A 26577-nucleotide genomic window follows, 5' to 3' on the forward strand; every position below is an offset into this window, starting at 1 on the left:
GTAATTTCTAATTACTTGATCAACCATCCCTATGAATTGACTAGCCTCAATACGTTTGCGGAAAAGTATGAGTCTGCCAAGTCTTCCATCTCAGAAGATATCGTGATCATTAAGCGTGCGTTTGAAGAGATGGAAATCGGAAATATTGAGACCATTACAGGAGCTGGTGGAGGTGTTATCTTTACACCGTCTATCTCAGATCAAGAATCCAAAGAAATCGTCGAAGATCTTTGCAAGCAACTGTCTGAAAGTGATCGTATCCTTCCTGGTGGCTACATTTACCTGTCTGATCTTTTGAGCAATCCAAAGATTTTGAATCGGATCGGCCGCATCATTGCCAAAGCCTTTCGAGATAAGAAAATTGATGCTGTCATGACCGTAGCAACCAAGGGAGTTCCTTTAGCGAATGCAGTGGCCAATGTCTTGAATGTTCCATTTGTCATTGTCCGTCGTGATTTGAAAATCACAGAAGGGTCAACCGTTAGTGTCAACTATGTTTCAGGCTCAAGTGGGGATCGTATTGAGAAAATGTTCCTTTCAAAACGGAGCCTAAAAGCAGGAAGCAGGGTCTTGATTGTCGATGACTTCCTTAAAGGTGGCGGAACGATTAACGGGATGGTCAGTCTCTTGGCTGAATTCGATTCTGAATTAGCAGGGGTAGCTGTCTTTGCGGATAATGCTGCAACCGACCGTGAATTCTTTGAACACAAATCCTTATTGCGCGTGACCAACATCGATGTAAAAGAAAATAAATTGAGTGTCGAAGTTGGGAATATCTTTGATTAAGAGCAACAAAGGAGGATCAAAAAGTGAAAAGAATTTTAGATCGATTTGATAATAGTCCTTTGTGGATTCGATTGGTGACAGTCCTGTCTCTATCCTTTATTTTGGTAGCTGGTTTGTATACCGTTAAAAAGAATACAGCTGCCCAGGTAACGACAGAAATTCAACCTGCTAAAAAAACAGGTTCCCTTCCAGTGAAAAAGGAAACAAAGGAAGAAAAAGAAAAGAAGGAAGAAAAGAAAAATACAGAAGCTGCTGAAAAAGCAGTCGTTCAAATGGAAACAACGCCAAGTCAAGATTCTGTGAACGCTGCCCAAGCTGCTGTGAAGAAAGTCAAAGATGCGACTCAAAAGCAATCGCTTGAGGCCCGTATCCAATACATCGCTAACTATTATGGACTGACCTATGAGAGCGACACAGTGGCAACACAGCAGACTCAAACAGACGCTAATGCCAACACGAATGCGAACGCAAATACTAATGCTAATGCTGGAGTAGCTGGAGCCAATGCGACAGTTCAACCACAACAGCAACAACAGTATGCTCCGGCTGCAGATGCAGGGGCAGAAGAACCTGCTGAAGCTGGTCAATAATGAACTTTTTCGACTTCTTTAAAAAATAAAAAAACATCTTGCAATCAAAGTGCCGTCATGTTATAATAATAGACGGTACTTTTTACTTTTGGTCTCTCAAGAGTGTACAGGGACGTGCTGACAAATGTTGCAAAAGTACACACAGATGGTAGCTGTCACCAAGTGTACCATCACCAAAAATAAAAAATTTTACAGGAGAATGTAGATGCCTACAATTAACCAATTGGTTCGCAAACCGCGTAAATCAAAAGTAGAAAAATCTAAATCACCAGCTTTGAACGTTGGTTACAACAGTCATAAAAAAGTTCAAACAAACGTTTCTTCACCACAAAAACGTGGTGTTGCAACTCGTGTTGGAACAATGACACCTAAAAAACCTAACTCTGCCCTTCGTAAATTTGCCCGTGTACGTTTGAGCAACTTGATCGAAGTAACTGCTTATATCCCAGGTATCGGACACAACTTGCAAGAACACAGCGTGGTTCTTCTTCGTGGTGGACGTGTAAAAGACCTTCCAGGGGTACGTTACCATATCGTCCGTGGAGCACTTGATACTGCAGGTGTAAACGACCGTAAACAAGGCCGTTCTAAATACGGTACTAAAAAGCCAAAAGCATAAGGAAAGGGGATAAAGAAAAATGAGTCGTAAAAACCGTGCGCCTAAACGCGATGTATTGCCAGATCCGCTTTACAATTCACAATTAGTTACTCGTCTTATCAACCGCGTTATGCTTGATGGTAAACGTGGTACAGCTGCTTCAATCGTTTACGGAGCTTTCGAACAAATTAAAGAAGCTACTGGAAACGATGCTCTTGAAGTATTCGAAACAGCTATGGAAAACATCATGCCTGTACTTGAAGTACGTGCTCGCCGTGTCGGTGGTTCTAACTACCAAGTCCCAGTTGAAGTTCGTCCAGAACGTCGTACAACACTTGGACTTCGTTGGTTGGTAACAATCGCTCGTCAACGTGGTGAACACACAATGGTTGATCGTCTTGCAAAAGAAATCTTGGATGCAGCGAACAACACTGGTGCAGCTGTTAAGAAACGTGAAGATACTCACCGTATGGCTGAAGCTAACCGTGCATTCGCACACTTCCGCTGGTAAGATTAAGATACTAAGGGCGTTAAAAAAGCGACTGAAAATTAGGAAGCTTGACGAAGAATCAAAGATTCTAGGAAAGCTTATCTATTTTCCGAGCTTTTAGCCCGGGTTCAATTATGATACTAAGAGCGGCAAAGGCCCAAGGCAAAAATAGGAAACTGATGCAGTGTTCCGTGAACACAAAGCAGTTTATCTTTTTTGCACCGGGCCTCGCTCGGGTTCAAATCAGTTAACTTGAGCTTTTAGCCCGAGTTCAATTAAGCTTCGTCAGCTCTTGAACCCAATTCAACTCTTCTTACAAGTTGGAACCAAAACTTAGCATGAAAATACTGAGAACGGGTAGGTCCTGCCTATCCGTTTTTATTAAATCATGTTATAATAGAATATAGAAATAAAAAATATAGGAGAAACAAACCTCATGGCACGCGAATTTTCACTTGAAAAAACTCGTAATATCGGTATCATGGCTCACGTCGATGCTGGTAAAACAACTACAACTGAGCGTATCCTTTACTACACTGGTAAGATTCACAAAATCGGTGAAACTCACGAAGGTGCGTCACAAATGGACTGGATGGAGCAAGAACAAGAACGTGGTATCACTATCACATCTGCCGCTACAACAGCTCAATGGAAAGACACTCGTGTAAACATCATCGACACACCAGGACACGTGGACTTCACTATCGAAGTTCAACGTTCACTCCGCGTTTTGGACGGTGCTGTAACCGTTCTTGACTCACAATCAGGTGTTGAGCCTCAAACTGAAACAGTTTGGCGTCAAGCAACTGAATACGGAGTTCCACGTATCGTATTCGCTAACAAGATGGATAAAATCGGTGCTGACTTCCTTTACTCAGTAAGCACACTTCATGACCGTCTTCAAGCAAACGCTCACCCAATTCAATTGCCAATCGGTGCTGAAGATGACTTCCGCGGAATCATTGACTTGATCAAGATGAAAGCTGAAATCTATACTAACGACCTTGGTACAGATATCCTTGAAGAAGATATTCCAGCTGAATACCTTGAACAAGCTCAAGAATACCGTGAAAAATTGGTTGAAGCAGTTGCTGAAACTGATGAAGACTTGATGATGAAATACCTTGAAGGGGAAGAAATCACTAACGAAGAATTGAAAGCTGGTATCCGTAAAGCGACAATCAACGTTGAGTTCTACCCAGTACTTTGTGGTTCTGCCTTCAAGAACAAAGGGGTTCAATTGATGTTGGATGCAGTCCTTGACTACCTTCCAAGCCCACTTGATATCCCTGCAATCAAGGGTGTAAACCCAGATACAGACGAAGAAGAAGAACGTCCAGCATCTGATGAAGAGCCATTTGCAGCTCTTGCCTTCAAGATCATGACTGACCCATTCGTAGGTCGTTTGACATTCTTCCGTGTTTACTCAGGTGTCTTGAACTCAGGTTCATACGTCTTGAACACTTCTAAAGGTAAACGTGAACGTATCGGACGTATCCTTCAAATGCACGCCAACACACGTAAAGAAATCGAAACAGTTTACTCTGGAGATATCGCTGCTGCCGTTGGTTTGAAAGATACTACAACTGGTGACTCATTGACAGATGAAAAAGCAAAAATCATCCTTGAATCAATCGAAGTTCCAGAACCAGTTATCCAATTGATGGTTGAGCCTAAATCTAAAGCAGACCAAGACAAGATGGGTATCGCCCTTCAAAAATTGGCTGAAGAAGATCCAACATTCCGCGTTGAAACAAACCCTGAAACTGGTGAAACAGTTATCTCTGGTATGGGTGAGTTGCACTTGGATGTCCTTGTTGACCGTATGAAACGTGAATTCAAGGTTGAAGCTAACGTTGGTGCCCCTCAAGTATCTTACCGTGAAACATTCCGCGCTTCTACACAAGCACGTGGATTCTTCAAACGTCAATCTGGTGGTAAAGGTCAGTTTGGTGATGTTTGGATCGAATTCACTCCAAACGAAGAAGGTAAAGGATTCGAGTTCGAAAATGCGATCGTCGGTGGTGTGGTTCCACGTGAATTCATCCCTGCAGTAGAAAAAGGACTTCAAGAATCTATGGCGAACGGTGTTCTTGCTGGTTACCCAATGGTTGACGTGAAAGCTAAGCTTTACGATGGTTCATACCACGATGTCGACTCATCTGAAACTGCCTTCAAGATCGCTGCATCTCTTGCACTTAAAGAAGCTGCTAAGACTGCACAACCAGCTATCCTTGAACCAATGATGCTTGTAACCATCACAGTTCCTGAAGAAAACCTTGGGGATGTTATGGGTCACGTAACTGCTCGTCGTGGACGTGTAGATGGTATGGAAGCACACGGTGCAAGCCAAATCGTTCGTGCTTATGTGCCACTTGCTGAAATGTTCGGTTACGCTACTGTCCTTCGTTCTGCAACTCAAGGACGTGGTACCTTCATGATGGTATTTGACCACTACGAAGATGTACCAAAATCAGTACAAGAAGAAATCATTAAAAAAGCTAAAGGTGAAGCTTAATTTACCAATGCTTAAAAACTCTTCCCACTTTGGGAAGAGTTTTTCTTTGTTCCAAAAGTGAGTACAAGTAAAATAGCGCTTTTCCTATCGATCAAGACTTTGTGAAAAACTTTAATAAAAGAGGTGGTGATCTATGATAAATCTTGCTTTTCGTTGGGAAATAGTTGCTTTTTAATGCAATAAAGTATATAATAGAGACTGTTAAAAGATGTTTGGCGCTGTGTCAAGTTACTCTTTTCACAAAAAATTTTTTTGATTTTCATAAGGAGGAAATCACGAATGGTAGTTAAAGTTGGTATTAACGGTTTCGGTCGTATCGGACGTCTTGCTTTCCGTCGTATCCAAAACGTAGAAGGTGTTGAAGTTACACGCATCAACGACCTTACAGATCCAGTTATGCTTGCACACTTGTTGAAATACGATACAACTCAAGGTCGTTTCGACGGTACTGTGGAAGTTAAAGAAGGTGGATTCGAAGTTAACGGTAAATTCGTTAAAGTTTCTGCTGAACGCGATCCAGAACAAATCGACTGGGCTAACGACGGTGTAGAAATCGTTCTTGAAGCAACTGGTTTCTTTGCTACTAAAGCAGCTGCTGAAAAACACTTGCATGCTGGTGGTGCTAAGAAAGTTGTTATCACTGCTCCTGGTGGATCAGATGTTAAAACAGTCGTATTTAACACTAACCACGATATTCTTGATGGTACTGAAACAGTTATCTCAGGTGCTTCATGTACTACAAACTGCTTGGCTCCAATGGCTAAAGCTCTTCAAGATAACTTCGGTGTTGTTGAAGGATTGATGACTACTATCCACGCTTACACTGGTGACCAAATGATCCTTGACGGTCCACACCGTAAAGGTGACCTTCGTCGTGCACGCGCTGGTGCTGCTAACATCGTTCCTAACTCAACTGGTGCTGCTAAAGCAATCGGTTTGGTTATCCCTGAATTGAACGGTAAATTGGACGGAGCTGCACAACGCGTTCCTACTCCAACTGGATCAGTTACTGAATTGGTAGTTGTTCTTGAAAAGAACGTTACTGTTGATGAAGTAAATGCAGCTATGAAAGCAGTAGCTAACGAATCATACGGTTACACTGAAGATCCAATCGTTTCTTCAGACGTTGTAGGTATGTCTTACGGATCATTGTTTGACGCAACTCAAACTAAAGTTCTTGACGTTGACGGTAAACAATTGGTTAAAGTTGTTTCATGGTATGACAACGAAATGTCTTACACTGCACAACTTGTTCGTACTCTTGAATACTTCGCAAAAATTGCTAAATAATTCATGCGTATGATGAGAGGAGGGAAACCTCCTCTTTTTTTGTACTTTTTTTAGGGCTTTCTCATCATATTATAGGAATTGGCAAAATAGATTGACAGTGCTAAATAGATTAGGGTATCCTATTCTTGATTGGAGATTTCTAATACAATAAAATGAAAGCGATTACAGTTCGTAGAGAAAGGAGCCAATGGAAATCGCTCAAGAAAAAGAAAAAAACCATACAAGGAGGTCAAGATGAAAGGTCATCTATTTGAAAAGAAAGAACGATTTAGTATACGAAAATTCAGTGTGGGAGTTTGCTCCGCATTGATTGGGTTAGCATTTTTAGGAACAGGAGCTGTCTCTGCAGATGAGACAGTTTCTACTAGTGAACAACCCTTAGAAACATCTTCAGTAGCGACAGAAGATGTCAATCATCTAGTGAGAGAAGCTGGCGTCTATACTGCAGATGCGGCCTTGCCTGCTGCAGAAACGGAAAAACCAGTCGCAGAAGCGGTCGCTCCGGAGGCTAGTCCTACAAGTACAGAAGCTAGCTCGACAACTACAGATACTCCAGCTGTTTCAGAGACTGAAAAACCGAAAGCTACTGCTGAAAAAGTGGCCGATTTACCAACCAATGAAGAAAAACAATTAAGGCCCAAAGAAGTTAAGTTCGATACCTGGGATGATCTCTTGAAGTGGGAACCAGGAAAACGGGTGGATGACGATATGAACAGAGCAAGCGTCCCACTTGCGAGTCGTTTCCAAGGAAAACAAATTAATGAACAAGCCAACCCTGAAGCGAAGATCCAAGCACTGTCAAATATGAACTCCAAAGCAAAGGATCATGCGTCTGTCGGCGGGGAAGAGTTTAAAGCCTATGCTTTTGATTACTGGCAATATTTGGATTCCATGGTCTTTTGGGAAGGGCTGGTTCCATCAGCAGATGTGATCGATGCTGCCCACCGAAATGGGGTTCCTATTTATGGAACAATCTTTTATAACTGGTCTAGCAGCATCAAGGATCAAGAACATTTTGCAGAAACCTTAAAAGAAGATAGTGAAGGCTCTAAAACTTTCCCGATCGCCCGTAAATTAGTCGAACTTGCCAAGTACTATGGCTTTGATGGTTACTTTATCAACCAAGAAACGACTGGAAATCTTGTAGAACCATTGGGTCCAAAATTGAGAGATTTTCTTCTTTATACCAAAGAATATGCGAAGAGTCTCAACTATCCGATTAAGTATTCCTGGTACGATGCTATGACCTATGAATATGGCCGTTACCATGAAAATGCGCTGGGGGAATACAACTACAATTTCATGCAGCCAGAAAATGGGGAAAACCCAGTTGATACCTTCTTTGCCAACTTTAACTGGGGTAAATCAGAAGTGGATTATTCCATCAGTACAGCCAAATGGATTAAGCGGAATCCTTATGATGTTCTAGCTGGACTCGAGCTCCAGAAAGGAGGCTCTTATAAGACTAATGTAGACTGGAATGCCATTTTAGATGAACATGGAAAGTTGCGTCTATCTCTTGGTCTTTATGCACCAGATACCATTACAGGTCTAGGAAAGACTGGTGAAGGTTACCATACCCATGAAGATCTATTCTGGACAGGTTTCCAAGGAGATCCGACTAAAGGAAAACCAGCAGACCAATCTTGGTATGGAATGTCTAATTTGGTTGTGGACAAAACCCCAATCACTAGTGAAAATTTCAATACTTCCTTCAATACTGGTCACGGAAAACACTGGTTTGTCGATGGCAAGATTTCTAAAGAAGGGGAGTGGAACTACCGTTCTGTTTCAGGCTACCTTCCAACCTGGCGTTGGTGGGTAGAGCATAGTGAAGATAGTACACCATTAAAAGGTCGCTATGATTTTGATCAAGCCTACAATGGAGGAAATTCTCTAGCCTTTGAAGGAGATTTAAAAGCCAATAGCAGTCAAAATGTCATGCTCTATTCGACCAAGATCCCTGTGACAGAAACGACAAAATTAAGCGTCAGTCATAAAGGTGGGGTCGGAGCAGCTGCCTGGATAGCTGTTGCCACAAAAGAAGACTACTCTGAATACGAATGGAAAGAATTGACACCGAGTGCGGATTGGTCTACTCAAACCTTTGATTTGGGAAGTTTGGCTGGCAAAACCATTTATGCTGTGAAGATGTTCTTTGACCATGATACGGATGTCAAAGACTACAAATTTAATCTTGGCCAATTGTCGATTACGTCGAACCAAGAGAAACCAGCTACTCCAGCAGAAGTAACCGTTCGAGCAAAACGCCTACAAAATGCGCAAGAAGCAGAAGCAGTTCTCAATTTTAAAGGGGTAGCAGATGCGGATTATTATGAAGTCTATGAAAAAGATGGCGACAACTGGCGTCTCTTAACAGGGTCTTCTGCAACAACCGTCTATCTACCAAAAGTTAGCCGTTCAGCAAGTGCTGAAGGAACGACTCAGGACCTCAAGGTTGTGGCAGTTGGGAAGAACGGCCAACGTTCAGATGCAGGAACTGTGGCCTTTGATTGGGGTATGACCGTGTCAGATACCAGTCTTCCAAAAGCCCTAGCACCAAACGTGGTCATCGGAGCCAAAGTGATCGGTTCGAGCTTCCCAGATGCGGATGGTAGTGAAGGCATCGAGGGGATGTTAAATGGGACCATTACCAGTCTTTCAGATAAATGGTCTTCTGCTCAATTGAGTGGAACCGTCGATATCCGCTTGACACAACCTCGGACCATTGTTCGTTGGGTCATGGACCATGCTGGTGCTGGTGGAGAATCTGTCGATGATGGCAAGATGAATACCCGTGACTTCGACCTTTACTACAAGGACGAAGCCGGTGAGTGGAAATTAGCCAAGGAAGTTCGTGGCAATAAAGCCCATGTATCTGACATTACACTTGATCATCCGATCAAGGCTCAAGACTGGCGTCTCCATGTCATTACAGCCGATAACGGCACCCCATGGCAAGCCATCCGGATTTACAACTGGAAGATGTATGAAAGTCTGGATACGGAAACGGTCAACATCCCGATGAAACATGCTGCAGCGCAAAATCTGGGTAATCATTTTGTCCAAGTCGGCTTCAAAGATGTTCCAGCTAATACTACTCTGACTCTTTATGCCGATAAAGAAGCTACTAATCCAATTGCGACCATGACAGCCGATCAAGCTGGAAATCTGATCTTTAAACCACTGGCTTTTGAATCAACCCCATCTCTTCTCTACTATCGTGCGCAAGAACCTGGCAAAGATATCAGTAATGTTCTAGCAATTGAAGTTCCAAAAAATGATAAAGAAATTGCGGGACTTCAATTTGAAGATGGCTTGACCAAGAAGGTCTACCGGGAAGGCGATGCCCTTTCCTTGAAAGGGGCGACTCTCCGCGTTCATTATAAAGATGGCCAAGCAGATCAACTGGTCAACCTCACCAACTCAGGTGTAGAGATTCATGGATTTGACAGTAGCAAGCTGGGAGAACAACACCTAGAAGTCTCTTACCTTGGTCAGAAATTGGATAAGACCCTCACTGTTTTTGTGGTCAGTGCAGAAGAAGCAGGTGAAAAAGCAGTTGCTGGTCTAGAATTGACCGACAAACCAAAAGTGGAATATATTGTCGGAGAATCATTGGAAAAAGAAGGTGGACGCTTTACAGTCGTCTTTGAAGATGAAACGACCGAAACGCATGCCTTGACAGATGAAGGTGTGGAAGTGACTGGCTTTGATACGACCAAGGAAGGTCGTCAAACCATCACTGTCCATTACAAAGGAGCTAGCACAAGCTTTGATGTCCTCGTCAATCCAAAACCAGCTCTCAACGATGAATACCTCAAGCAAAAATTGGCTGAAGCTGAAGCTGCAAAAGCCAAAGTAGACTTTACTTTTGCGACTCCTGAAGTCAAAGAAGCCTTGCTGGCTGGAATGGCTGCTTCTGAAAAAGTCTTGAAAGAGCATGATACCAGCACACAAGATCAAGTCAATGAGCAGTTGAACCAATTGACCGCTCTCTTGAAAGCCTTGGATGGTCAAGCCAATCTAACAAAAGAAAAAGAAGCTCTCTCTGCTCTGACAACAGAAGCGACTGCTCTATTAGCAAGCAAGCCAAATCACCCTTCTGGTGAAGCTTTGCAGGCACTGGTTGAGAAAAATAAAGAGCTCCTAGCTTCTTCAGAGCTCACTCCTGAAGCGCTTGAAACAGCTAAGACAGGTCTAGAGACCTTGATTGCGCTCCTGAAAGAAGATAAGCCAGCGGTCTTTGTAGACCCTGCAACTGGAGTCGAAGTTCAATTCTCCAACTTAGAGCCAACCGTTGTCAAAGGACTAAAAGTCGCAAAAGTTGAAGCCAATCAGGCAGAAAAAGAAGAGCTGAAGGGCCGAGAAGGAATCGTATTTGATATTGAAGGCGTAGATGCAAGCGGTCAAGACATCGATACCCAGCATCCATCCCTTGTGAAAATCCCTGTGGATAAGGATAAAGAAGTGGAGCAAGTTCTCTTCTTCCCAGAAGGTCAAGCTCCTCAATCCTTGGCCTTTGAGAGAGTTGGAGATGTAGTTATCTTTACAGCTCCTCACTTTACCCACTATGCGATTGTCTATAAGCCAGAACAAACGGAAGGACCAGACCAACCGATCCAACCAGAAGAACCGGCTAAACCAGATCAGCCTGTTCAACCGGCTCAACCAAATCAGCCAGTCCAACCAGTTGCCCCAGTGACTCCGGATCCAGCTAATCCATTGAAGCCTACAGAGCCTTCTCAAGTGGATCAGTTGACCCTAACGATTTCTACTCAAGCGGGTCATCAAGAGGAAGATCACAAGGATATGGTCGATCAAGAGATCCATCAGTTGTTAAGTGCCCACCAAGGAGCGAACTCACAGCCAACGGTTCAGCAAGAAACAAAAGATGCAAGCAAAGAAAGTCAATCGGAACACTTGCCAAATACGGCAAGCCTAGAAGCTTCCTTTGCAGCTGAAGCTGTTCTCTTAGCGGCCTTAGGCGGCTTCCTCTTGGCTGGTAAGAAGAAAGAAGAGTAAGTCTTTTACAGGATTCTTTCGTTCACTTAAAAAGTCACTCTCAAAAAACCTCTCTGGTGAAAACCAGAGAGGTTTGATCTTGTATTTAGAAGTGTCGTTCGGATCCTGTGAATTAGAGGGGAAAAGCATTGGATTTTTCTACCTCTTTTACAGCTTTTGTGATATAATTATCATGTATTAAAAAAAGAAGGAGTCATATCTAATGGCAAAATTGACTGTTAAAGACGTTGACTTGAAAGGGAAAAAAGTTCTCGTTCGTGTTGACTTCAACGTTCCTGTAAAAGATGGCGTGATCACTAACGATAACCGTATCACTGCAGCTCTTCCAACTATCAAGTACATCCTTGAACAAGGTGGACGTGCAATCCTCTTCTCTCACCTTGGACGTGTAAAAGAAGAAGCAGATAAAGAAGGTAAATCACTTGCTCCTGTAGCTGCTGACTTGGCTGCTAAATTGGGTCAAGAAGTGAAATTTATCCCAGGTGTTACACGTGGTGCTGAATTGGAAGCAGCTGTTAACGCTCTTGAAGATGGACAAGTTCTCTTGGTTGAAAACACTCGTTTCGAAGATGTTGACGGCAAGAAAGAATCTAAAAACGATCCTGAACTTGGTAAATACTGGGCATCACTTGGAGATGGTATCTTCGTAAACGATGCATTCGGTACTGCTCACCGTGCACACGCATCTAACGTTGGTATCTCTGCAAACGTTGATAAAGCTGTTGCTGGATTCCTTCTTGAAAACGAAATTGCTTATATCAAAGAAGCAGTTGAAGCTCCAGAACGTCCATTCGTAGCTATCCTTGGTGGATCTAAAGTATCTGACAAGATCGGTGTTATCGAAAACTTGCTTGAAAAAGCTGATAAAGTCCTTATCGGTGGTGGGATGACTTACACATTCTACAAAGCACAAGGTATCGAAATCGGTAACTCACTTGTAGAAGAAGACAAATTGGATGTGGCGAAAGCTCTTCTTGAAAAATCAAACGGCAAATTGATCTTGCCAGTTGACTCAAAAGAAGCGAACGCATTTGCTGACTACACTGAAGTGAAAGACACTGAAGGTGAAGCAGTAGATCCAGGATTCCTTGGTCTTGATATCGGTCCTAAATCAATCGCTAAATTCGACCAAGAATTGACTGGTGCGAAAACAGTTGTATGGAACGGACCTATGGGTGTATTTGAAAACCCTGACTTCCAAGCTGGTACAATCGGTGTGATGGACGCTATCGTGAAACAACCAGGCGTTAAATCAATCATCGGTGGTGGTGACTCAGCTGCTGCTGCGATCAACCTTGGCCGTGCAGACAAATTCTCATGGATCTCTACTGGTGGTGGTGCTTCTATGGAACTCCTTGAAGGTAAAGAACTTCCAGGATTGGCTGCTCTTACAGACAAATAATCTAAATAGAATGAAAAGAGGCTGGGACAAAAGTCCTAGCCTCTCAATTATTTTTGGATTGTCGAGCAAGACGCAGTGGTTGAGTGGGCTCTACTAGGCTGATTTCATCAGCTTTTACAGCCCTACTCAACTGTGCGGAGGTGGGACGACGAAATCGAATTCTAACGAATTACCGGTTTCTGTCCCACTCTCTTTTTTCTTTCTATTGATAACTGTTCTCTCCTTTCTGAAAATATGGTAGAATAATAGAAATAGAAAGATAGGTGACCATGGATTACTTTAAACGACACAAATTTGATTGGTCCAAATTCCGTTTGGGGATGAGAACCTTTAAAACAGGGATTGCCGTTTTTATTGTACTACTTATTTTTGGAATATTTGGCTGGCGAGGCCTTCAGATCGGGACTTTGACAGCTGTTTTTAGTTTGAGGGAAGACTTTGATAAGAGTGTCCACTTCGGGGCTTCGCGTGTCATGGGCAACAGTATCGGAGGTTTTTATGCTGTATTGTTCTTCCTTTTAAAAACGTTCTTTCATGGGGCGTATTGGGTGACTCTTATTTTTGTACCCATTGCGACCATGTTAACCATTATGACAAATGTTGCTATGAATAACAAAGCAGGAATTATTGGAGGAGTTTCGGCAATGCTGATCATTACCCTCTCGATTCCTAACGGTGAAACCTTCTTGTATGTTTTTGCCCGAATATTTGAGACCTTTATTGGCGTTTTCGTTGCGATTTTGGTCAATTCGGATGTGGATCGCATTCGCGATTTTCTCAAGAAACACAAAAAACCTATGTAAGATTATATAACATTTAATCTTGACATAGATTTTTTTTTCGATATAATAGAATAGAAAGAGGAATGGTATGAAGGAAAAGGAATTACGACGCTCGCTGGCAGTCTTTCCGATTGGAAGTGTTATGAAGCTGACCGACTTGACAGCTCGCCAGATTCGTTATTATGAAGATCAGGGATTGATTTCTCCTGATCGGACAGAAGGCAATCGCCGCATGTATTCGTTGGACGATATGGACCGCCTGCTTGAGATCAAAGATTATATCTCAGATGGCTTCAATATTGCGGATATTAAGAAGAAATATGCGGAAAAAGAGCAAGAGCAAACCAAGGTTGTCAGTCAAGAAGAGATCCGTAAGGCTCTTCATCGTGACATTCTTCAGCAAAGTCGCTTCACATCTTCCCCATCGCCATATGGTCAATTCCGTTGATCATTTCATAAGCTTGTAATCTATTTTAAGGAGACAAAAATGTCAATTACTGCTGCAGATATTCGCCGTGAAGTAAAAGAAAAAAATGTTACTTTTATTCGCTTGATGTTCTCTGATATTTTGGGAACTATGAAGAACGTCGAAATTCCAGCTACCGATGAGCAACTGGACAAGGTTCTTTCAAACAAAGCCATGTTTGATGGTTCTTCTATCGAAGGATTTGTCCGTATCAACGAGTCAGACATGTATCTTTACCCAGATTTAGATACATGGACAGTTTTCCCTTGGGGAGATGAAAATGGTAGCGTAGCTGGCTTGATCTGTGATGTTTATACGACAGAAGGAGAACCATTTGCAGGAGATCCACGTGGCAACTTGAAACGTGCCCTTCGTCATATGGAAGAACTTGGATTCAAATCCTTTAACCTTGGACCAGAACCGGAATTCTTCCTCTTCAAGTTGGACGAAAATGGAGATCCAACTCTTGAAGTAAACGACAAAGGTGGCTATTTTGACTTGGCTCCAACAGACCTTGCAGATAACACTCGTCGTGAAATCGTCAATGTCTTGACCAAGATGGGCTTTGAAGTAGAAGCCAGCCACCACGAAGTAGCCGTTGGTCAGCATGAAATCGACTTTAAGTATGACGAAGTTCTCCGCGCTTGTGACAAGATCCAAATCTTTAAACTCGTTGTGAAGACCATCGCTCGTAAACACGGCTTGTATGCAACCTTTATGGCCAAACCAAAATTTGGAATTGCCGGATCAGGTATGCACTGTAATATGTCTCTCTTTGACCAAGATGGCAACAATGCCTTCTTTGATCCAGAAGATCCAAAGGGCATGCAATTGTCAGAAACAGCTTATCACTTCTTGGGTGGCTTGATCAAGCATGCATATAACTTTACAGCGGTGACAAACCCAACGGTTAACTCTTATAAGCGTTTGGTGCCAGGATATGAAGCACCCGTTTATATCGCTTGGGCAGGTCGCAACCGTTCCCCATTGGTACGTGTGCCAGCATCACGTGGTATGGGAACTCGTTTAGAATTGCGTTCAGTAGACCCAATGGCCAATCCTTATGTAGCCTTGGCAGTCTTGCTTGAAGTCGGCCTTCACGGGATTGAAAATAAAATCGAAGCACCTGCTCCGATCGAAGAAAATATCTATGTGATGACACCAGAAGAACGTAGAGCAGCTGGAATCACAGATCTCCCTTCTACCCTTCACAATGCCTTGAAAGCCTTGACAGAAGACGAAGTGGTGAAAGCTGCCTTGGGTGAGCACATCTACACCAGCTTCCTTGAAGCCAAACGAATCGAATGGGCAAGTTATGCTACCTTCGTATCCCAATGGGAAGTAGACAACTATTTAGATCTTTATTAAGAAACAAGAGTAAAGAGGCTAGGACAAAAGTCCTAGCCTCTTTTGGATTGTCGAGCAAGACGTAGTGGTTGAGTGGGCTCTACTACGCTGATTTCATCAGCTTTTACAGCCCTACTCAACTGTGCGGAGGAGGGACGACGAAATCAAATTCTAACGAATTACCGATTTCTGTCCCACTCTCTTTTTGATCCTCAAAAGGTTACTATAAAACCAGTTGAAACAGTGGTTTCAACTGGTTGTTTTGTTAATTTTCGTCATCTGGTGTGAGAATCATTGGGATAATGATAGGTTCACGTTCCGTGCTCTCGTATAAGAATGGGCGAAGGGCATTGACAATCGCACCATTGACGGTTTGGATATTGGCATCTTTGTTCTTCAAGGCGATACGAATAGCATTGAAGAGAATGCGTTGGCTTTCACGAATCAGATCTCCTGATTCACGCATGTAGATAAAACCACGGCTCAAGATGTCTGGTCCAGCCAGGATCATCTTCGATTTGAAGTCAACAGTCGCAACAGCAAGAACGACACCGTCTTCGGAAAGGTCTCTCCGGTCACGAAGGACAGCAGCCCCGATTTCACCGATGCGATTTCCATCGACATAGATATCTTGAGCATTGAAGCTTCCTGCGATCCGAGCAGAGTTGGCTGTAAGAGCGAGGACATCACCATTACTCATGATGAAGATATTGTCTTTTTCCACTCCGCAATCACGCGCAAGTCCTGCGTGGATCTTCTGCATCCGGTATTCACCATGGACAGGCATGAAGTATTTTGGTTTGATCAAGCGGAGCATGAGTTTTTGTTCTTGTTGCCCCCCGTGTCCAGAGGTATGGATGTTGTTGATCTTCCCGTGAATGACCTCTACACCCGCTTCAGAAATCGTATTGATCAATTTATTCACACTGGTTGTATTTCCAGGAATTGGACTAGAAGAGAAGATCACGGTATCTCCTGGTTGGAGTTGCACTTGGCGGTGCGTTCCGTTGGCAATCCGAGAGAGGGCTGCCATTGGCTCTCCTTGGCTTCCTGTACACATGATCAGGATTTCATTGGCCGCATAGTCTTTGATCTCATTTGGCTCGATAATGGTTCCAGCAGGGACCTTGATGTAGCCAAGCTCAATTCCGTTGACGATGGCTTTTTCCATCGAGCGTCCAAAGACGACGATCTTACGACCTGTCTTGACAGCTGCCTCAGCAGCTTGTTGGAGACGGAAGATATTAGAGGCAAAGGAAGCAAAAATGATGCGCCCGTGAATGCCTTCGATGATCTTCATGATGGATTGGCCAACTACTTTTTCAGAGTTGGTAAAGGTTGGGACTTCTGCGTTGGTTGAGTCTGAAAGCAGACAGAGAACGCCTTCCTCTCCAAGGGCCGCCATACGATGGAGGTCAGCCGGTTCCCCAACAGGTGTGAAGTCAAATTTGAAGTCTCCGGTACAGACAATCTTTCCTTGAGGGGTGTGAATCACAATCCCTAAAGGTTCTGGAATCGAGTGAGTCGTACGGAAGAAGGTTGCTTTAAGATTTTTAAATTGAAGCTCAGTGTTTTGGTTGATTTCGTAGAGTTTGGCATCACGAAGAAGACCGTGCTCTTCTAATTTTCCACGGATCAAGGCAAGCGCCAAAGGTCCAGCGTAGATAGGGACATTGGCTTGCTTCAAAAGGAAAGGAATCCCACCGATGTGGTCTTCGTGTCCGTGGGTAATGAGGACCGCTTTGACGCGATCGATATTGTCAACGATATAAGAGTAATCTGGGATGACATAGTCGATCCCAAGGAGGTCATCTTCTGGAAATTTGATCCCGGCATCGACAATGATGATTTCATCTTGGTATTCGATCCCGTAGGTATTTTTTCCGATTTCTCCAAGTCCACCAATGGCAAATACACCAACTTCTTCAGGTTTTAAGGTATAAGCCATGGATTAGTACTCCGTTAGTTCAAAAGCACCTGACTCTTTCTCGTAAGCAAGGTGTTGCTCAGAAAGTGGTGTGATAAATTCAATGTTGAAATCTGTGTTTGCTTCAACCAATTGACGTGCTTGGATACGTCCTTCGCGTTCATTTGGTGCATCAATATCGAGATAAAGTGCATGCGTGGTTTCACGACGAGGGTTCCGGTCTTTTGTTTCCTGATAAAAAACTTTGTAAATCATGAAGTAATTTTCCTTTCATTATTTCGGTCTATTTGTTAGCTGCGAAGGAGTGCAATCACTAGAGTTTCCTACTCGCAACTAGTGGACCTGATTCGATACAATTAATTATTATTATATCATAAATTCGCCTGTAAGTAAAAGATAGACTGGAAAAGTCAGAAAGGCAAAGACCTATAATAGAGAAGCTTTTAAGCGGTTTTGGATAGGAAAATCCTGCGTTCTAGAGGAGAGTTTCGCTGGGATTTGAAGGGAATTTGTAGTATAATATAATCCAGTTCAAGAGGAGTAGGAAATGAAATTATTAGCATTTGATACCTCGAGTAAGGCTCTTTCTGTAGCGATTTTAGAAGATGAGACTCTACTTGCAGAAACAACATTAACCATTAAAAAAAATCATAGTATTACCTTGATGCCGGTCATCGATTTTTTGATGCAACAAATCGACTTGACACCCAAGGACTTGGACCGGATCGTGGTGGCAGAAGGTCCTGGGAGTTACACTGGACTGCGCATTGCGGTCGCAACCGCAAAGACCTTGGCTCATACTTTAGGGATTGAATTGGTCGGGGTCTCAAGCCTCTTAGCTCTAGTGCCGGATGATCTAGAAGGTTTGGTAGTACCTATCATGGATGCCCGTCGGAACAATGTCTATGCGGGTTTTTACCAAGAAGATCAGCTGGTCGCACCTGAAGGGCATTTTCCGTTTGAAGAGGTCTTAGAGCGTGCAGCAACGAGTGAGCAGGTCACCTTTGTCGGAGAAATCACACCCTTTAAGGAGCAGATTGCCTCTAGCCTGCCAAGGGCTACTTGCTATGAAACGCTGCCGGATGCAGTGAAAATCGGACGTCTCGGCCTCAAACAAGCGCCTGCTAGCCTCCATGATTTTGTCCCCAATTATCTCAAACGGGTCGAAGCGGAGGAAAATTGGCTGAAAGACCACACAGAAACAACGACCTCTTACATCAAGCGCCTATGATGAAAGGAACAATCAGGAAAGGGAGCAACCAGGATGCAGCCGCTATTCTCTCTGTGATGGAAGATGTCTATGGCCACAGTCCCTGGAAGTTGGAGCAGATTGAAGCTGATTTAGAGCAGGAATCGATCTCCTATTTCCTAGCTGTGGATGAGGGACAAGTCCTTGGGTTTGTCGCCATTCAAGAGACTCTCTATGAAGCAGAGGTTTTGCAGATTGCGGTCAAGCGCGCCTTTCAGGGGCAAGGCCTAGCCCAGCAGTTACTCGCGCAGTTGCCGGACCAAAAAGAGATTTTCTTAGAAGTGCGCGTGTCCAATCAACCGGCCCAAGGCCTATACAAAAAAATGCACTTTGAAGAAATTGCACGGAGGAAAAACTACTATCACGATCCGATAGAGGATGCCGTGATCATGAAGAGGAACCCGAATGAAAGATAGATATATTTTGGCTTTTGAGACATCGTGTGATGAGACCAGCGTGGCTGTCTTAAAAAATGACGACCAACTCTTATCCAATGTCATTGCCAGTCAAATCGAAAGTCACAAGCGTTTTGGTGGAGTGGTGCCTGAGGTAGCCTCTCGTCACCATGTGGAAGTCATCACTGCATGTATTGAAGAAGCCCTAGAAGAAGCAGGGATCACAGAAGACGAGGTCACTGCTGTAGCCGTTACTTACGGCCCAGGACTAGTTGGGGCTCTTTTAGTCGGCTTGGCTGCAGCTAAGGCCTTTGCCTGGGCGCACGGCCTTCCTTTGATTCCTGTCAATCATATGGCAGGGCACTTGATGGCCGCTCAAAGCGTGGAGCCCTTAGAATTTCCGCTCTTAGCCTTGCTGGTGAGTGGAGGACATACCGAGCTGGTCTACGTCAGTGAAGCTGGTGATTATAAGATCGTCGGAGAGACCCGTGATGACGCTGTAGGAGAGGCTTATGACAAGGTTGGGCGCGTGATGGGATTGACCTATCCAGCAGGACGTGAGATTGATCAGCTAGCCCACCAAGGGGCTGATATTTATGATTTCCCACGGGCCATGATCAAGGAAGACAATCTGGAATTTTCTTTTTCAGGGCTCAAATCGGCTTTTATCAATCTGCACCATAATGCGCAGCAAAAAGGAGAAAGCCACTCCAATGCAGACCTGTCAGCGAGTTTCCAAGCAGCCGTCTTAGACATTCTCATGGCCAAGACCAAAAAGGCTTTGGAGAAATATCCAGTCAAGACTCTAGTCGTTGCGGGTGGGGTCGCAGCCAACCAAGGCCTTCGTGAACGCTTGGCTTCTGAGATCACGGATGTTAAGGTCATCATTCCGCCTCTGCGTCTCTGCGGGGACAATGCAGGGATGATTGCCTATGCCAGTGTCAGCGAATGGAACAAAGAAAACTTCGCAGGCTGGGATCTCAATGCCAAACCAAGCCTAGCCTTTGAAGGAATTGAATAAGAAAAAGGAGCCAATTGGATGTTCAAGGTCCAATGGCTTTTTTGCTGGGATCTCACCAACTAGTAGCGGATTTGCGAGTCGAAAGAAAATTCGGTATGATAGAAGGAATAAAACCTAGATGGAAGAGAGGGAAGTCGGATGGTACGAAACAGCAATAAAATTAAACAGAATGTAGTTGTATATTCTAGCTTAATTTTGCTAGGAATGGGGTTTATTTTATTTCTTTTTGGTTGCTCAAAATATTTGAAGGAAGATACTAAGAGATCTATTAATGGAGATGAAAATGAATATTTTAATACTTATAATCTTAATGCAGATATCCAGAATTTTCAATTTATCCATGCTAAAAATGGTATCGTAGTTGAATGGAAGTTTGAAAATAATAAAGTAGCAAAAGCAGTCAATTCCCCTGATTGGATTAGAGTAAATCAACATTATCTTGTTAGAGCGAGGGAGAAATTAAGACTAGCGTCTGCCTCTAAAAAAATGAAGTCAGATGAATACTCGTATTTAGATGTCTTTGATTTAACCAATAAAAAAGCCTCTAAGAAAGAAGTTAATGCTTGGAAATTAATGGTTAACTATTTAAAAAATGATAATTTTGAATTGGTTGGAACCTTGCCAACTCTAAGAAGGATAGAAAACAATGATTATGTTGTTATTAGAATAAATGATCAACTAACATATCGTTATTTCTTACTTAATCTTAAAACACTTAAAATTGATAAAGAAACAACGGAAGAAGAAATAAATGAGAAGAATAGAGTGTATCTCTTTATTTCTACCCGTAAAGGTTACACTGCTGGAGTTCTTCCGTTTGATAATGGATTTTGGAAGGAAAAATCTTTCAAAGGGGATATCAATTTAAGAGCGTCTTATCCGACAGCATTTAAACTCTTTTCAAAACCAGAAGGTTTTGCTTATAAAGTGATCAATTCTGAGAATGGTGCCATTACGAATGGGAAAGAACTGATTGATCTAGAAACAGAATTTCTTACATTAGGTTCCTCTGTGTACGATTATGCCTATCTGCCTAAAGAACTGAGTATTGAAAATAAAGATACGAAAATCTCTCAATTCGATGAGATTCAACAGTATTATAATGGTAAATCTGTTTCAAATTGGCACTGAGAGAATTTTTAGGAAACATACAAGGAGGGTGAAAAAGAGGTTGTTATGCAAACAATAATTAATTTAGGAATATGGGAGAATAAGAATTACCATTTTGATTGGGAGGAAAAAGTCATACTAGAAGAGACATCTTCTCCTAACTACTGGTCTTATGTACTGCTCCCTATTACATTATTTATTATCAACAAAATTTCGGATGGGTTAGCGGAGGCTGGAATATTTGACAATCAGTTGGTACGACTTGGAACGATTCCAATTTTAGGTGTTATCTCCTACTTTCTTGCTGCGTGGATTATTCGATATTACCATGCGAGCCTGAAATTACAGACATCTAAGATAGATGAGGATCAGTGCAAGAAGTTCATCAAGGCATTAAAGAGACGGAAGGTGTACTTTACATTTCTGGTCAATCTTTTTAGGTTCCTAACTGTAGCCGCTATTCTTTTATTTGTCATTGGAAATGAAACCATTGCAGCACTCTTTTTGATGATTAGTTTTATAGTGATATTTATGTTCAAATTTGATTACCAATTATCTAAATGGCCCGATATGATGGAGAGCATATCTCAAGAAGTGGAAAACGGTAATTAAGGAAATCTCTGATGGGCATGAGGCCTTTGAAAAAGTAGGTGGATGTATTGAAAAAAATTTTAAGTTTGAAACTGGTTTGTCTAGCAATTATTGTAGTCGGTTTAATATTCTATTTTAAACCTTCAGAGACTAAGAAAAATCCTATCGAAAAGAGACCGAGCTCAACAAAAGTCATTCATAAAGGGAATCTCAAGGATGTTCAATTATTTGGTGAGAAAAATCAATTTGTTTTGAGTAAGGATCTGACCTTGGTTGATGGGAAGTATCTGGTTGGTTTTGACTATGTAAAAACCGATGACAGAATAAAATGGGAGTATGTCGGATTCCGATATTACGAGATTGACAATCATTTTAAAGAAACAACCGTAAATGCTTTAGATGAGATTCGTAAGACAGCACCAAAAGCCTTTATTTATGATTATCAAATAAATGTTAATAGTGGAGTAAGTGTTGTAGATCTAATCTATTTTGATTCTCGTAGTGCAATGGAACGTAGTATTGGAAATGGGAAAAATATTTATTACAAGTTGGATGAACAGAAATACTATAGCAAATATGCCATCCCAGAGGGCAGTGCAGTTAAGGAAAAAATAATAGACTATACAAATTTAATGGAATTAATCGATAAAAATACCGGCTTTGACCTTCAAGCAGGATTTAAATTTCAGAAACAGGCCAAGAATGTAAACACAGATATTAATCTATTTGCAATTTATCCGGAATTCAAAGAGAAAATGTTGAGTGGTAAGTACTGGATTGAACCTAGATTACAGTTGTTAAGTAGTAAGGAATGGTTTGATACTCTTCTTCATTGGTTTGCACCTAAAGGACAGGACACCTTACCTGGTGTAAAAATTGAAGCTCGGTACTCAATAGATGGTCAAGAACATGAAATTCGTTCTTATGAAGAGTTTAAACAATACTACAATGGAAAAGGTGGTGAATTGTCTGAGTAAAGCCTCATCTGGAAGGTTGGGAGAAGAAAGCTGGATTTGATCAGGTTAGTACCGTCTAGGATGCTATGTTGAAAGCATATAGGAAGTAAGTAGAATGTTAGAATATAAAGAAACAAGTATTTTCTGTCACCAACTGGTAGAGTACGATGGTAAAAAATTTCTGTTAGATGCTAGTACCATGAAGCCTAAGCTCTATTATTGGGGGCTGCCGACGGAAACTATCACTGTTGAGATGATGGAAGTAGATAAAAAAGTTGAAATTCCAGGCACACCCATCAATAAATTAAATGGGGGAACAGCAGCCATTCTAGTTCAGCCATTTGTGGGAGTGGTTTATAGTCTCTTCAAAAAGCTATTCAGTGAGTATGCTATTAGTCAGCAAATTTTTCTAAAGATAGTCTTATTTGTGGTTGCCATACTTATATCTTTTGTGTTCTTTCGATTTTCGATAGAAAAGGCTCGTAAAAAGGTTAAGAATCTATTTCCTACAGCGAGGAAGAGATACAGGGTGACTTTCAAACCGATACCAGAAAGAAAGCAAATTTTTGATGCCCATCTATTAAATGTTGTCTTACTGGCCTGTTTAGCCATGTATTTATTCACCAACAATGGAACAGAAGGGATCTTTTTGGTGATAGGCGGTATTCTTACGGCTTTTCTATTGACCTTCGAATTTGGTAAAGTTCCAGTTCTTTTAGGAGCGAAAACAGGAAATTTAAGGCTAGATAGTGTAGAAGAGATAGTCATCGAAAAAAGTAACTAGAATGAAATGGATAAGAATAAAGAAGTAGAAATGATGAAAAAAACGATCGTTTTGTTTGTAGCGCTTCTATCATTAACAGCATGCGCCCAGTCTCGACAGGAATCAAAAGATTCTTCGCCAAGCAAAACGGAGCAGATCTCAAAAGAGTCTTCAACTGTTAAAAATGAAAAAGGCTTGCAGTTTGTGGTGGGACCACAGTATGAAGGAAAAGAATCAAATGTAATTGAATTAGGGAAGAAATTAACCAAGGAACATCCAGAACTTGGAGATCAAGGAAGCCTATCGATCAACTATACGGGCGCAACTTTCTCATCAAATCAACAAGAATATGCTGTTTTTCTATTGATTAACAAAGCTGGGTTTCAAATTGATAAGGATTTTGAATTTTCATTGAGTTGGAAATATGATGGGCAATTGATTTATAAGAATCAACGGATTGGCTATAAAATTAGTGACAGTGGAGCATTGCCTGATCAATCTGCCACGATTTTGACCTTGCCAATATCCAGTGAGCAAAAACAAATTGTCGAGAGCATGACACAAGAAGAAAAGATGTCATTAGAGATGTCGGATTTAAAAGTGAATCAGTAGGGGAGAGATAGAAATATATCGAGGGCTTATCCATTCTCTCTCATTGGTCCTTTTTCAAGCTTTTTTCTTGTATTATAATAGAGGTCAACGATTCAGAAAGGAGTGAGAGTATGGAAAAAGATTTTTGGCAGGGGGTGAGGGACGCGCTGCCGACAGCTCTAGGCTATATCAGTATTGGCCTGGCTTGCGGTGTGGTGGCGTCTCCCTATCTTTCTCCTTTGGAGATGGCCTTGATGAGTGTCTTGGTCTATGCTGGGGCGGCCCAGTTTGCGATGATCTCTCTGATTGCGGCCCACTCGTCGATCTTGAATATGGCCTTGACCGTGTGTTTGATCAATCTCCGGAATATGTTGATGAGTCTGCATACCTCCTCTGATTTTAAGGATGCGAGTCTCGCTCATACCATTGGGATTGGAAGTCTCCTGACCGATGAGAGTTACGGGGTCTACTTGAGTGAGAAGTTAAAGACGGATACCATTACAGTTCCTTGGATGCATGGGAACAATCTAGTAGGCTACGTGGCCTGGATCAGTGCGACGGTTATCGGGACAGCTCTAGGATCTCTCCTACCTGATCCAAAGGCTTTTGGGCTTGATTTTGCCTTAGTGGCTATGTTTATTGGGATTTTTGCAGCCCAGTTTCAAGGAATGCAACTGACAGAAAAGACCAAGACCATGCTAATGGTGCTCTTAGCAGTAGCAGTGAGTTTCTTTCTCTTACTCTTTTTTGTTTCGCAACCGCTTGCTGTGCTAGCTGCGACCTTGATCGGCTGTTTTGTGGGGGTGGTCTGTGATGCGCGTGAATAGTTCTATCTTCATGGCCATTCTGGCCTCAGCCCTCGTTACCTGGATTCCTCGGATCTTACCCTTCCTCTTAGTTAAATACAAGGGACTGCCGGCTCCTGTGACCCGCTTTCTCAAATACCTGCCCATTTCCATTATCTTTGCCTTGGTTTTATCAAGCTTAGTAGAGGGGAAAATGGGAAGTCTCCCGCAGTTCCACTGGTTGGACCTCATGGTGACCATTCCTAGCTTCTTTGTAGCCTTTCGTTACAAAAACCTTATGGGAACCGTTTTGTTTGGAATTGTCTTGATCGCTCTATTACGATTGGCATTTTAAATGTAAAAATATGTTACAGAAAAATTACAATTGTTACAAAAAAACTTGATTTTTGTAACAATTGGAGTATAATGGGATTCAGAAAGATAAAGAGGTGATCTTATGAAAAAATCAATCTTCCGTTGGAGTGCCGCTGTTCTGGTGGCTGCTTCACTTGGTCTAGCTCTCGGTGGTTGTGGTGCAAAGGATAAAAAAACAGCTTCCTCATCCGCAAAAGCATCTACCAGTAAGGTAGAGAAAAAAGCCAAAAGTAATAGCAAAAAGAGTGCAGCATCTTCTGCTCAGGCAAAAGATACAGCTAGCTCTTCAACTCAAACCAGTAGCGAGACAGGTACAAAAGACTCTAGTAAGACCGAGAATGCGTCTGCTACGCCGCAAGCTACTGTCCCTGCAGAACTGGTGGGAACTTGGGTAGGATCTAGTCCACAAGCGGATTCGATTAAAATGACCGTCGATGCCAATGGGGATGTAACAACAGTGGTAAGTTTCAAAAATGATAGCGAACCGACTCGGACAGCGACCTATACGGCAAGAGCTGTCCAAGCAACTGGAAATATCTACTATTGGGATGCTGAAGGTCTTGATGGGGCTGATGCCTTGCTCCCTGGGATCACAGGCTTAGGTGTCGCTGATTTCCGACTCGAACCTGGTTTTATCTTAGAAGAAGGACACTATACACCTATTGTTTTCACAACGGCCACCAATACACCATTTGACTACAACAAATACAATGATTTCCGTTTTTCATTAACCAAAGAACAATAAAAAAACGAACTCGATGGAAAATCGAGTTCGTTTCAGATTGAAGACAAAGTCCTCTTAAAAACTTTCCTTAAGTGAGTACGGACGTCAGCGAACTTCGTAGAAGTTCCATGACTAATTATTGAGCCTAAGGTCTCAATAATTCCGAGTGCCTGAAACTTTTTGTTTCAGGCACTTTTCTCACAGCGGAAAGTTTCGGCATTTTCTTGATTCATTCTAAGAATTGGACCACATTTATATTTCTTTGTAGAATTACTTAACTTATTTTACTTTAAAATAGTTTGTCATCATTCTAAGACGAACTCGATGGAAAATCGAGTTCATTTTTTAGTAATGAGGACTTCCTGCTACCCAACCGGTACAGAGGGCGGATGTGATATTAAAACCGCCTGTATGGGCATTGATATCGAGGACTTCTCCTGCAAAGTGGAGCCCAGGAACTAGCTTACTTTCTAGGGTTTTAGGATTGATTTCTTTGAGGCTGACGCCACCCTTGGTTACAAAGGATTTGGCAAGAGACATCTTCCCAGTGACAGGAATAGGCATCTCTTTGATGTTTTGAATGAGCTCTTCTGTCTGAGTAGGAGTGAGTTGCTTGGCTTTTTCAGGGAATCCTTGCGCCAAGAAATCAGCTAACCGTTCAGGAAGAAGGGTTTTGAGGCTATTTTTAATGGACTTTTCTCGATGCTCTTCTAGAAAGTCTTTTAACTCTTGAGAAGAGGTAGTCGGAAGGAGGTCCAGAGATAAGATTTCCCCACCTTTAACAAAGCTAGACATC

25 protein-coding genes are annotated in these 26577 nt (G+C 42.3%); 22 read left to right on the forward strand and 3 right to left on the reverse strand.

Going from position 1 to position 26577, the window contains the following annotated elements; translation table 11 throughout:
• From purR to glnA, 11 genes are all read left to right on the forward strand, one after another.
• Window positions 1-786: pur operon repressor (purR, locus tag PAN06_RS06190; protein ID WP_269795876.1), on the forward strand; the 786-nt coding region annotated here is incomplete at its 5' end.
• A 23-nt stretch (window positions 787-809) separates the two neighbouring features.
• Entirely contained in the window at window positions 810-1376 is a 567-nt protein-coding gene (locus PAN06_RS06195; protein ID WP_269795877.1) for a hypothetical protein, read from the forward strand.
• A 205-nt stretch (window positions 1377-1581) separates the two neighbouring features.
• On the forward strand, window positions 1582-1995 hold the full coding sequence (rpsL, locus tag PAN06_RS06200; RefSeq protein ID WP_003003125.1) for a 30S ribosomal protein S12: 414 nt from the start codon (window positions 1582-1584) through the stop codon (window positions 1993-1995).
• Window positions 1996-2014: 19 nt separating this feature from the next.
• The gene (gene rpsG, locus PAN06_RS06205; protein WP_003003105.1) at window positions 2015-2485 is read left to right on the forward strand and encodes a 30S ribosomal protein S7; all 471 of its coding nucleotides are present in this window, start codon (window positions 2015-2017) and stop codon (window positions 2483-2485) included.
• A 415-nt stretch (window positions 2486-2900) separates the two neighbouring features.
• Window positions 2901-4982 carry an elongation factor G gene (gene fusA, locus PAN06_RS06210; RefSeq protein ID WP_003003071.1) on the forward strand — a complete coding sequence of 694 codons (2082 nt, stop codon included), beginning with the start codon at window positions 2901-2903 and terminating at the stop codon, window positions 4980-4982.
• A gap of 279 nt (window positions 4983-5261) precedes the next feature.
• Window positions 5262-6272: a type I glyceraldehyde-3-phosphate dehydrogenase gene (gene gap, locus PAN06_RS06215; protein WP_006154814.1), complete on the forward strand. Its 1011-nt coding sequence runs from the start codon at window positions 5262-5264 to the stop codon at window positions 6270-6272.
• Window positions 6273-6506: 234 nt separating this feature from the next.
• Window positions 6507-11297 carry a bacterial Ig-like domain-containing protein gene (locus tag PAN06_RS06220; protein WP_269795878.1) on the forward strand — a complete coding sequence of 1597 codons (4791 nt, stop codon included), beginning with the start codon at window positions 6507-6509 and terminating at the stop codon, window positions 11295-11297.
• Window positions 11298-11499: 202 nt separating this feature from the next.
• Window positions 11500-12699: a phosphoglycerate kinase gene (locus PAN06_RS06225; RefSeq protein WP_003008876.1), complete on the forward strand. Its 1200-nt coding sequence runs from the start codon at window positions 11500-11502 to the stop codon at window positions 12697-12699.
• Between the two features lie 269 nt (window positions 12700-12968).
• Window positions 12969-13502, forward strand: coding sequence for an aromatic acid exporter family protein (locus PAN06_RS06230; protein ID WP_195327003.1), 534 nt, complete (start codon window positions 12969-12971; stop codon window positions 13500-13502).
• A gap of 67 nt (window positions 13503-13569) precedes the next feature.
• Entirely contained in the window at window positions 13570-13929 is a 360-nt protein-coding gene (locus PAN06_RS06235; RefSeq protein WP_003008872.1) for a MerR family transcriptional regulator, read from the forward strand.
• A gap of 39 nt (window positions 13930-13968) precedes the next feature.
• Entirely contained in the window at window positions 13969-15315 is a 1347-nt protein-coding gene (glnA, locus tag PAN06_RS06240) for a type I glutamate--ammonia ligase (RefSeq protein ID WP_003016943.1), read from the forward strand.
• A gap of 244 nt (window positions 15316-15559) precedes the next feature.
• Here the strand turns inward: glnA and PAN06_RS06245 are convergent, their stop codons facing one another.
• Both PAN06_RS06245 and PAN06_RS06250 read right to left on the reverse strand, forming a co-directional pair.
• Entirely contained in the window at window positions 15560-17242 is a 1683-nt protein-coding gene (locus PAN06_RS06245) for a ribonuclease J (protein ID WP_070586717.1), read from the reverse strand.
• Between the two features lie 3 nt (window positions 17243-17245).
• A complete protein-coding gene (locus PAN06_RS06250) occupies window positions 17246-17476 on the reverse strand; it encodes a DNA-directed RNA polymerase subunit epsilon (RefSeq protein ID WP_003008866.1) in 231 nt (76 codons plus the stop codon).
• A gap of 292 nt (window positions 17477-17768) precedes the next feature.
• Between PAN06_RS06250 and tsaB the strand changes: the two genes are divergently transcribed.
• The 11 genes from tsaB to PAN06_RS06305 all read left to right on the forward strand — a co-directional run bounded on the left by tsaB (window position 17769) and on the right by PAN06_RS06305 (window position 25802).
• The gene (tsaB, locus tag PAN06_RS06255; protein ID WP_269795879.1) at window positions 17769-18452 is read left to right on the forward strand and encodes a tRNA (adenosine(37)-N6)-threonylcarbamoyltransferase complex dimerization subunit type 1 TsaB; all 684 of its coding nucleotides are present in this window, start codon (window positions 17769-17771) and stop codon (window positions 18450-18452) included.
• Window positions 18449-18886 carry a ribosomal protein S18-alanine N-acetyltransferase gene (gene rimI / locus PAN06_RS06260; RefSeq protein WP_269795880.1) on the forward strand — a complete coding sequence of 146 codons (438 nt, stop codon included), beginning with the start codon at window positions 18449-18451 and terminating at the stop codon, window positions 18884-18886. Before tsaB ends, rimI begins: the two co-directional genes overlap by 4 nt.
• Window positions 18876-19886: a tRNA (adenosine(37)-N6)-threonylcarbamoyltransferase complex transferase subunit TsaD gene (tsaD, locus tag PAN06_RS06265; RefSeq protein WP_269795881.1), complete on the forward strand. Its 1011-nt coding sequence runs from the start codon at window positions 18876-18878 to the stop codon at window positions 19884-19886. The genes rimI and tsaD overlap by 11 nt, the downstream gene beginning before the upstream one ends.
• 138 nt (window positions 19887-20024) lie before the next feature.
• Entirely contained in the window at window positions 20025-21017 is a 993-nt protein-coding gene (locus PAN06_RS06270) for a hypothetical protein (RefSeq protein ID WP_269795882.1), read from the forward strand.
• A gap of 45 nt (window positions 21018-21062) precedes the next feature.
• Window positions 21063-21608, forward strand: a complete 546-nt coding sequence (locus tag PAN06_RS06275) for a hypothetical protein (RefSeq protein WP_269795883.1) — start codon at window positions 21063-21065, stop codon at window positions 21606-21608.
• Between the two features lie 38 nt (window positions 21609-21646).
• Complete coding sequence (locus tag PAN06_RS06280) at window positions 21647-22564, forward strand: hypothetical protein (RefSeq protein WP_239683613.1); 918 nt, start codon at window positions 21647-21649, stop codon at window positions 22562-22564.
• Window positions 22565-22658: 94 nt separating this feature from the next.
• Entirely contained in the window at window positions 22659-23327 is a 669-nt protein-coding gene (locus PAN06_RS06285; RefSeq protein ID WP_049514744.1) for a DUF443 family protein, read from the forward strand.
• Between the two features lie 6 nt (window positions 23328-23333).
• On the forward strand, window positions 23334-23918 hold the full coding sequence (locus tag PAN06_RS06290) for a hypothetical protein (RefSeq protein WP_269795884.1): 585 nt from the start codon (window positions 23334-23336) through the stop codon (window positions 23916-23918).
• A 110-nt stretch (window positions 23919-24028) separates the two neighbouring features.
• On the forward strand, window positions 24029-24724 hold the full coding sequence (locus PAN06_RS06295) for an AzlC family ABC transporter permease (RefSeq protein WP_003003018.1): 696 nt from the start codon (window positions 24029-24031) through the stop codon (window positions 24722-24724).
• A complete protein-coding gene (locus PAN06_RS06300; protein WP_269795885.1) occupies window positions 24711-25037 on the forward strand; it encodes an AzlD domain-containing protein in 327 nt (108 codons plus the stop codon). Before PAN06_RS06295 ends, PAN06_RS06300 begins: the two co-directional genes overlap by 14 nt.
• A 102-nt stretch (window positions 25038-25139) precedes the next feature.
• The gene (locus PAN06_RS06305) at window positions 25140-25802 is read left to right on the forward strand and encodes a hypothetical protein (RefSeq protein ID WP_269795886.1); all 663 of its coding nucleotides are present in this window, start codon (window positions 25140-25142) and stop codon (window positions 25800-25802) included.
• Window positions 25803-26126: 324 nt separating this feature from the next.
• Here PAN06_RS06305 and PAN06_RS06310 read toward each other — a convergent pair.
• Window positions 26127-26577: NAD(P)/FAD-dependent oxidoreductase (locus tag PAN06_RS06310; RefSeq protein WP_269795887.1), on the reverse strand; the 451-nt coding region annotated here is incomplete at its 5' end.

It is taken from the genome of Streptococcus sp. SM3 (assembly GCF_027497875.1).

Excerpts from the sequence above, each read along its gene's own strand:
- tsaB (WP_269795879.1), top strand. The coding sequence starts at position 17,769 with ATGAAATTATTAGCATTTGATACCTCGAGTAAGGCTCTTTCTGTAGCG.
- PAN06_RS06290 (WP_269795884.1), top strand. The coding sequence starts at position 23,334 with ATGGATAAGAATAAAGAAGTAGAAATGATGAAAAAAACGATCGTTTTG.
- PAN06_RS06220 (WP_269795878.1), top strand. The coding sequence starts at position 6,507 with ATGAAAGGTCATCTATTTGAAAAGAAAGAACGATTTAGTATACGAAAA.
- tsaD (WP_269795881.1), top strand. The coding sequence starts at position 18,876 with ATGAAAGATAGATATATTTTGGCTTTTGAGACATCGTGTGATGAGACC.
- PAN06_RS06235 (WP_003008872.1), top strand. The coding sequence starts at position 13,570 with ATGAAGGAAAAGGAATTACGACGCTCGCTGGCAGTCTTTCCGATTGGA.
- rpsL (WP_003003125.1), top strand. The coding sequence starts at position 1,582 with ATGCCTACAATTAACCAATTGGTTCGCAAACCGCGTAAATCAAAAGTA.
- PAN06_RS06230 (WP_195327003.1), top strand. The coding sequence starts at position 12,969 with ATGGATTACTTTAAACGACACAAATTTGATTGGTCCAAATTCCGTTTG.
- PAN06_RS06285 (WP_049514744.1), top strand. The coding sequence starts at position 22,659 with ATGTTAGAATATAAAGAAACAAGTATTTTCTGTCACCAACTGGTAGAG.
- PAN06_RS06270 (WP_269795882.1), top strand. The coding sequence starts at position 20,025 with ATGGTACGAAACAGCAATAAAATTAAACAGAATGTAGTTGTATATTCT.
- glnA (WP_003016943.1), top strand. The coding sequence starts at position 13,969 with ATGTCAATTACTGCTGCAGATATTCGCCGTGAAGTAAAAGAAAAAAAT.
- PAN06_RS06305 (WP_269795886.1), top strand. The coding sequence starts at position 25,140 with ATGAAAAAATCAATCTTCCGTTGGAGTGCCGCTGTTCTGGTGGCTGCT.
- PAN06_RS06275 (WP_269795883.1), top strand. The coding sequence starts at position 21,063 with ATGCAAACAATAATTAATTTAGGAATATGGGAGAATAAGAATTACCAT.
- fusA (WP_003003071.1), top strand. The coding sequence starts at position 2,901 with ATGGCACGCGAATTTTCACTTGAAAAAACTCGTAATATCGGTATCATG.
- PAN06_RS06245 (WP_070586717.1), bottom strand. The coding sequence starts at position 17,242 with ATGGCTTATACCTTAAAACCTGAAGAAGTTGGTGTATTTGCCATTGGT.
- PAN06_RS06225 (WP_003008876.1), top strand. The coding sequence starts at position 11,500 with ATGGCAAAATTGACTGTTAAAGACGTTGACTTGAAAGGGAAAAAAGTT.
- rimI (WP_269795880.1), top strand. The coding sequence starts at position 18,449 with ATGATGAAAGGAACAATCAGGAAAGGGAGCAACCAGGATGCAGCCGCT.
- PAN06_RS06250 (WP_003008866.1), bottom strand. The coding sequence starts at position 17,476 with ATGATTTACAAAGTTTTTTATCAGGAAACAAAAGACCGGAACCCTCGT.
- PAN06_RS06295 (WP_003003018.1), top strand. The coding sequence starts at position 24,029 with ATGGAAAAAGATTTTTGGCAGGGGGTGAGGGACGCGCTGCCGACAGCT.
- gap (WP_006154814.1), top strand. The coding sequence starts at position 5,262 with ATGGTAGTTAAAGTTGGTATTAACGGTTTCGGTCGTATCGGACGTCTT.
- rpsG (WP_003003105.1), top strand. The coding sequence starts at position 2,015 with ATGAGTCGTAAAAACCGTGCGCCTAAACGCGATGTATTGCCAGATCCG.
- PAN06_RS06300 (WP_269795885.1), top strand. The coding sequence starts at position 24,711 with ATGCGCGTGAATAGTTCTATCTTCATGGCCATTCTGGCCTCAGCCCTC.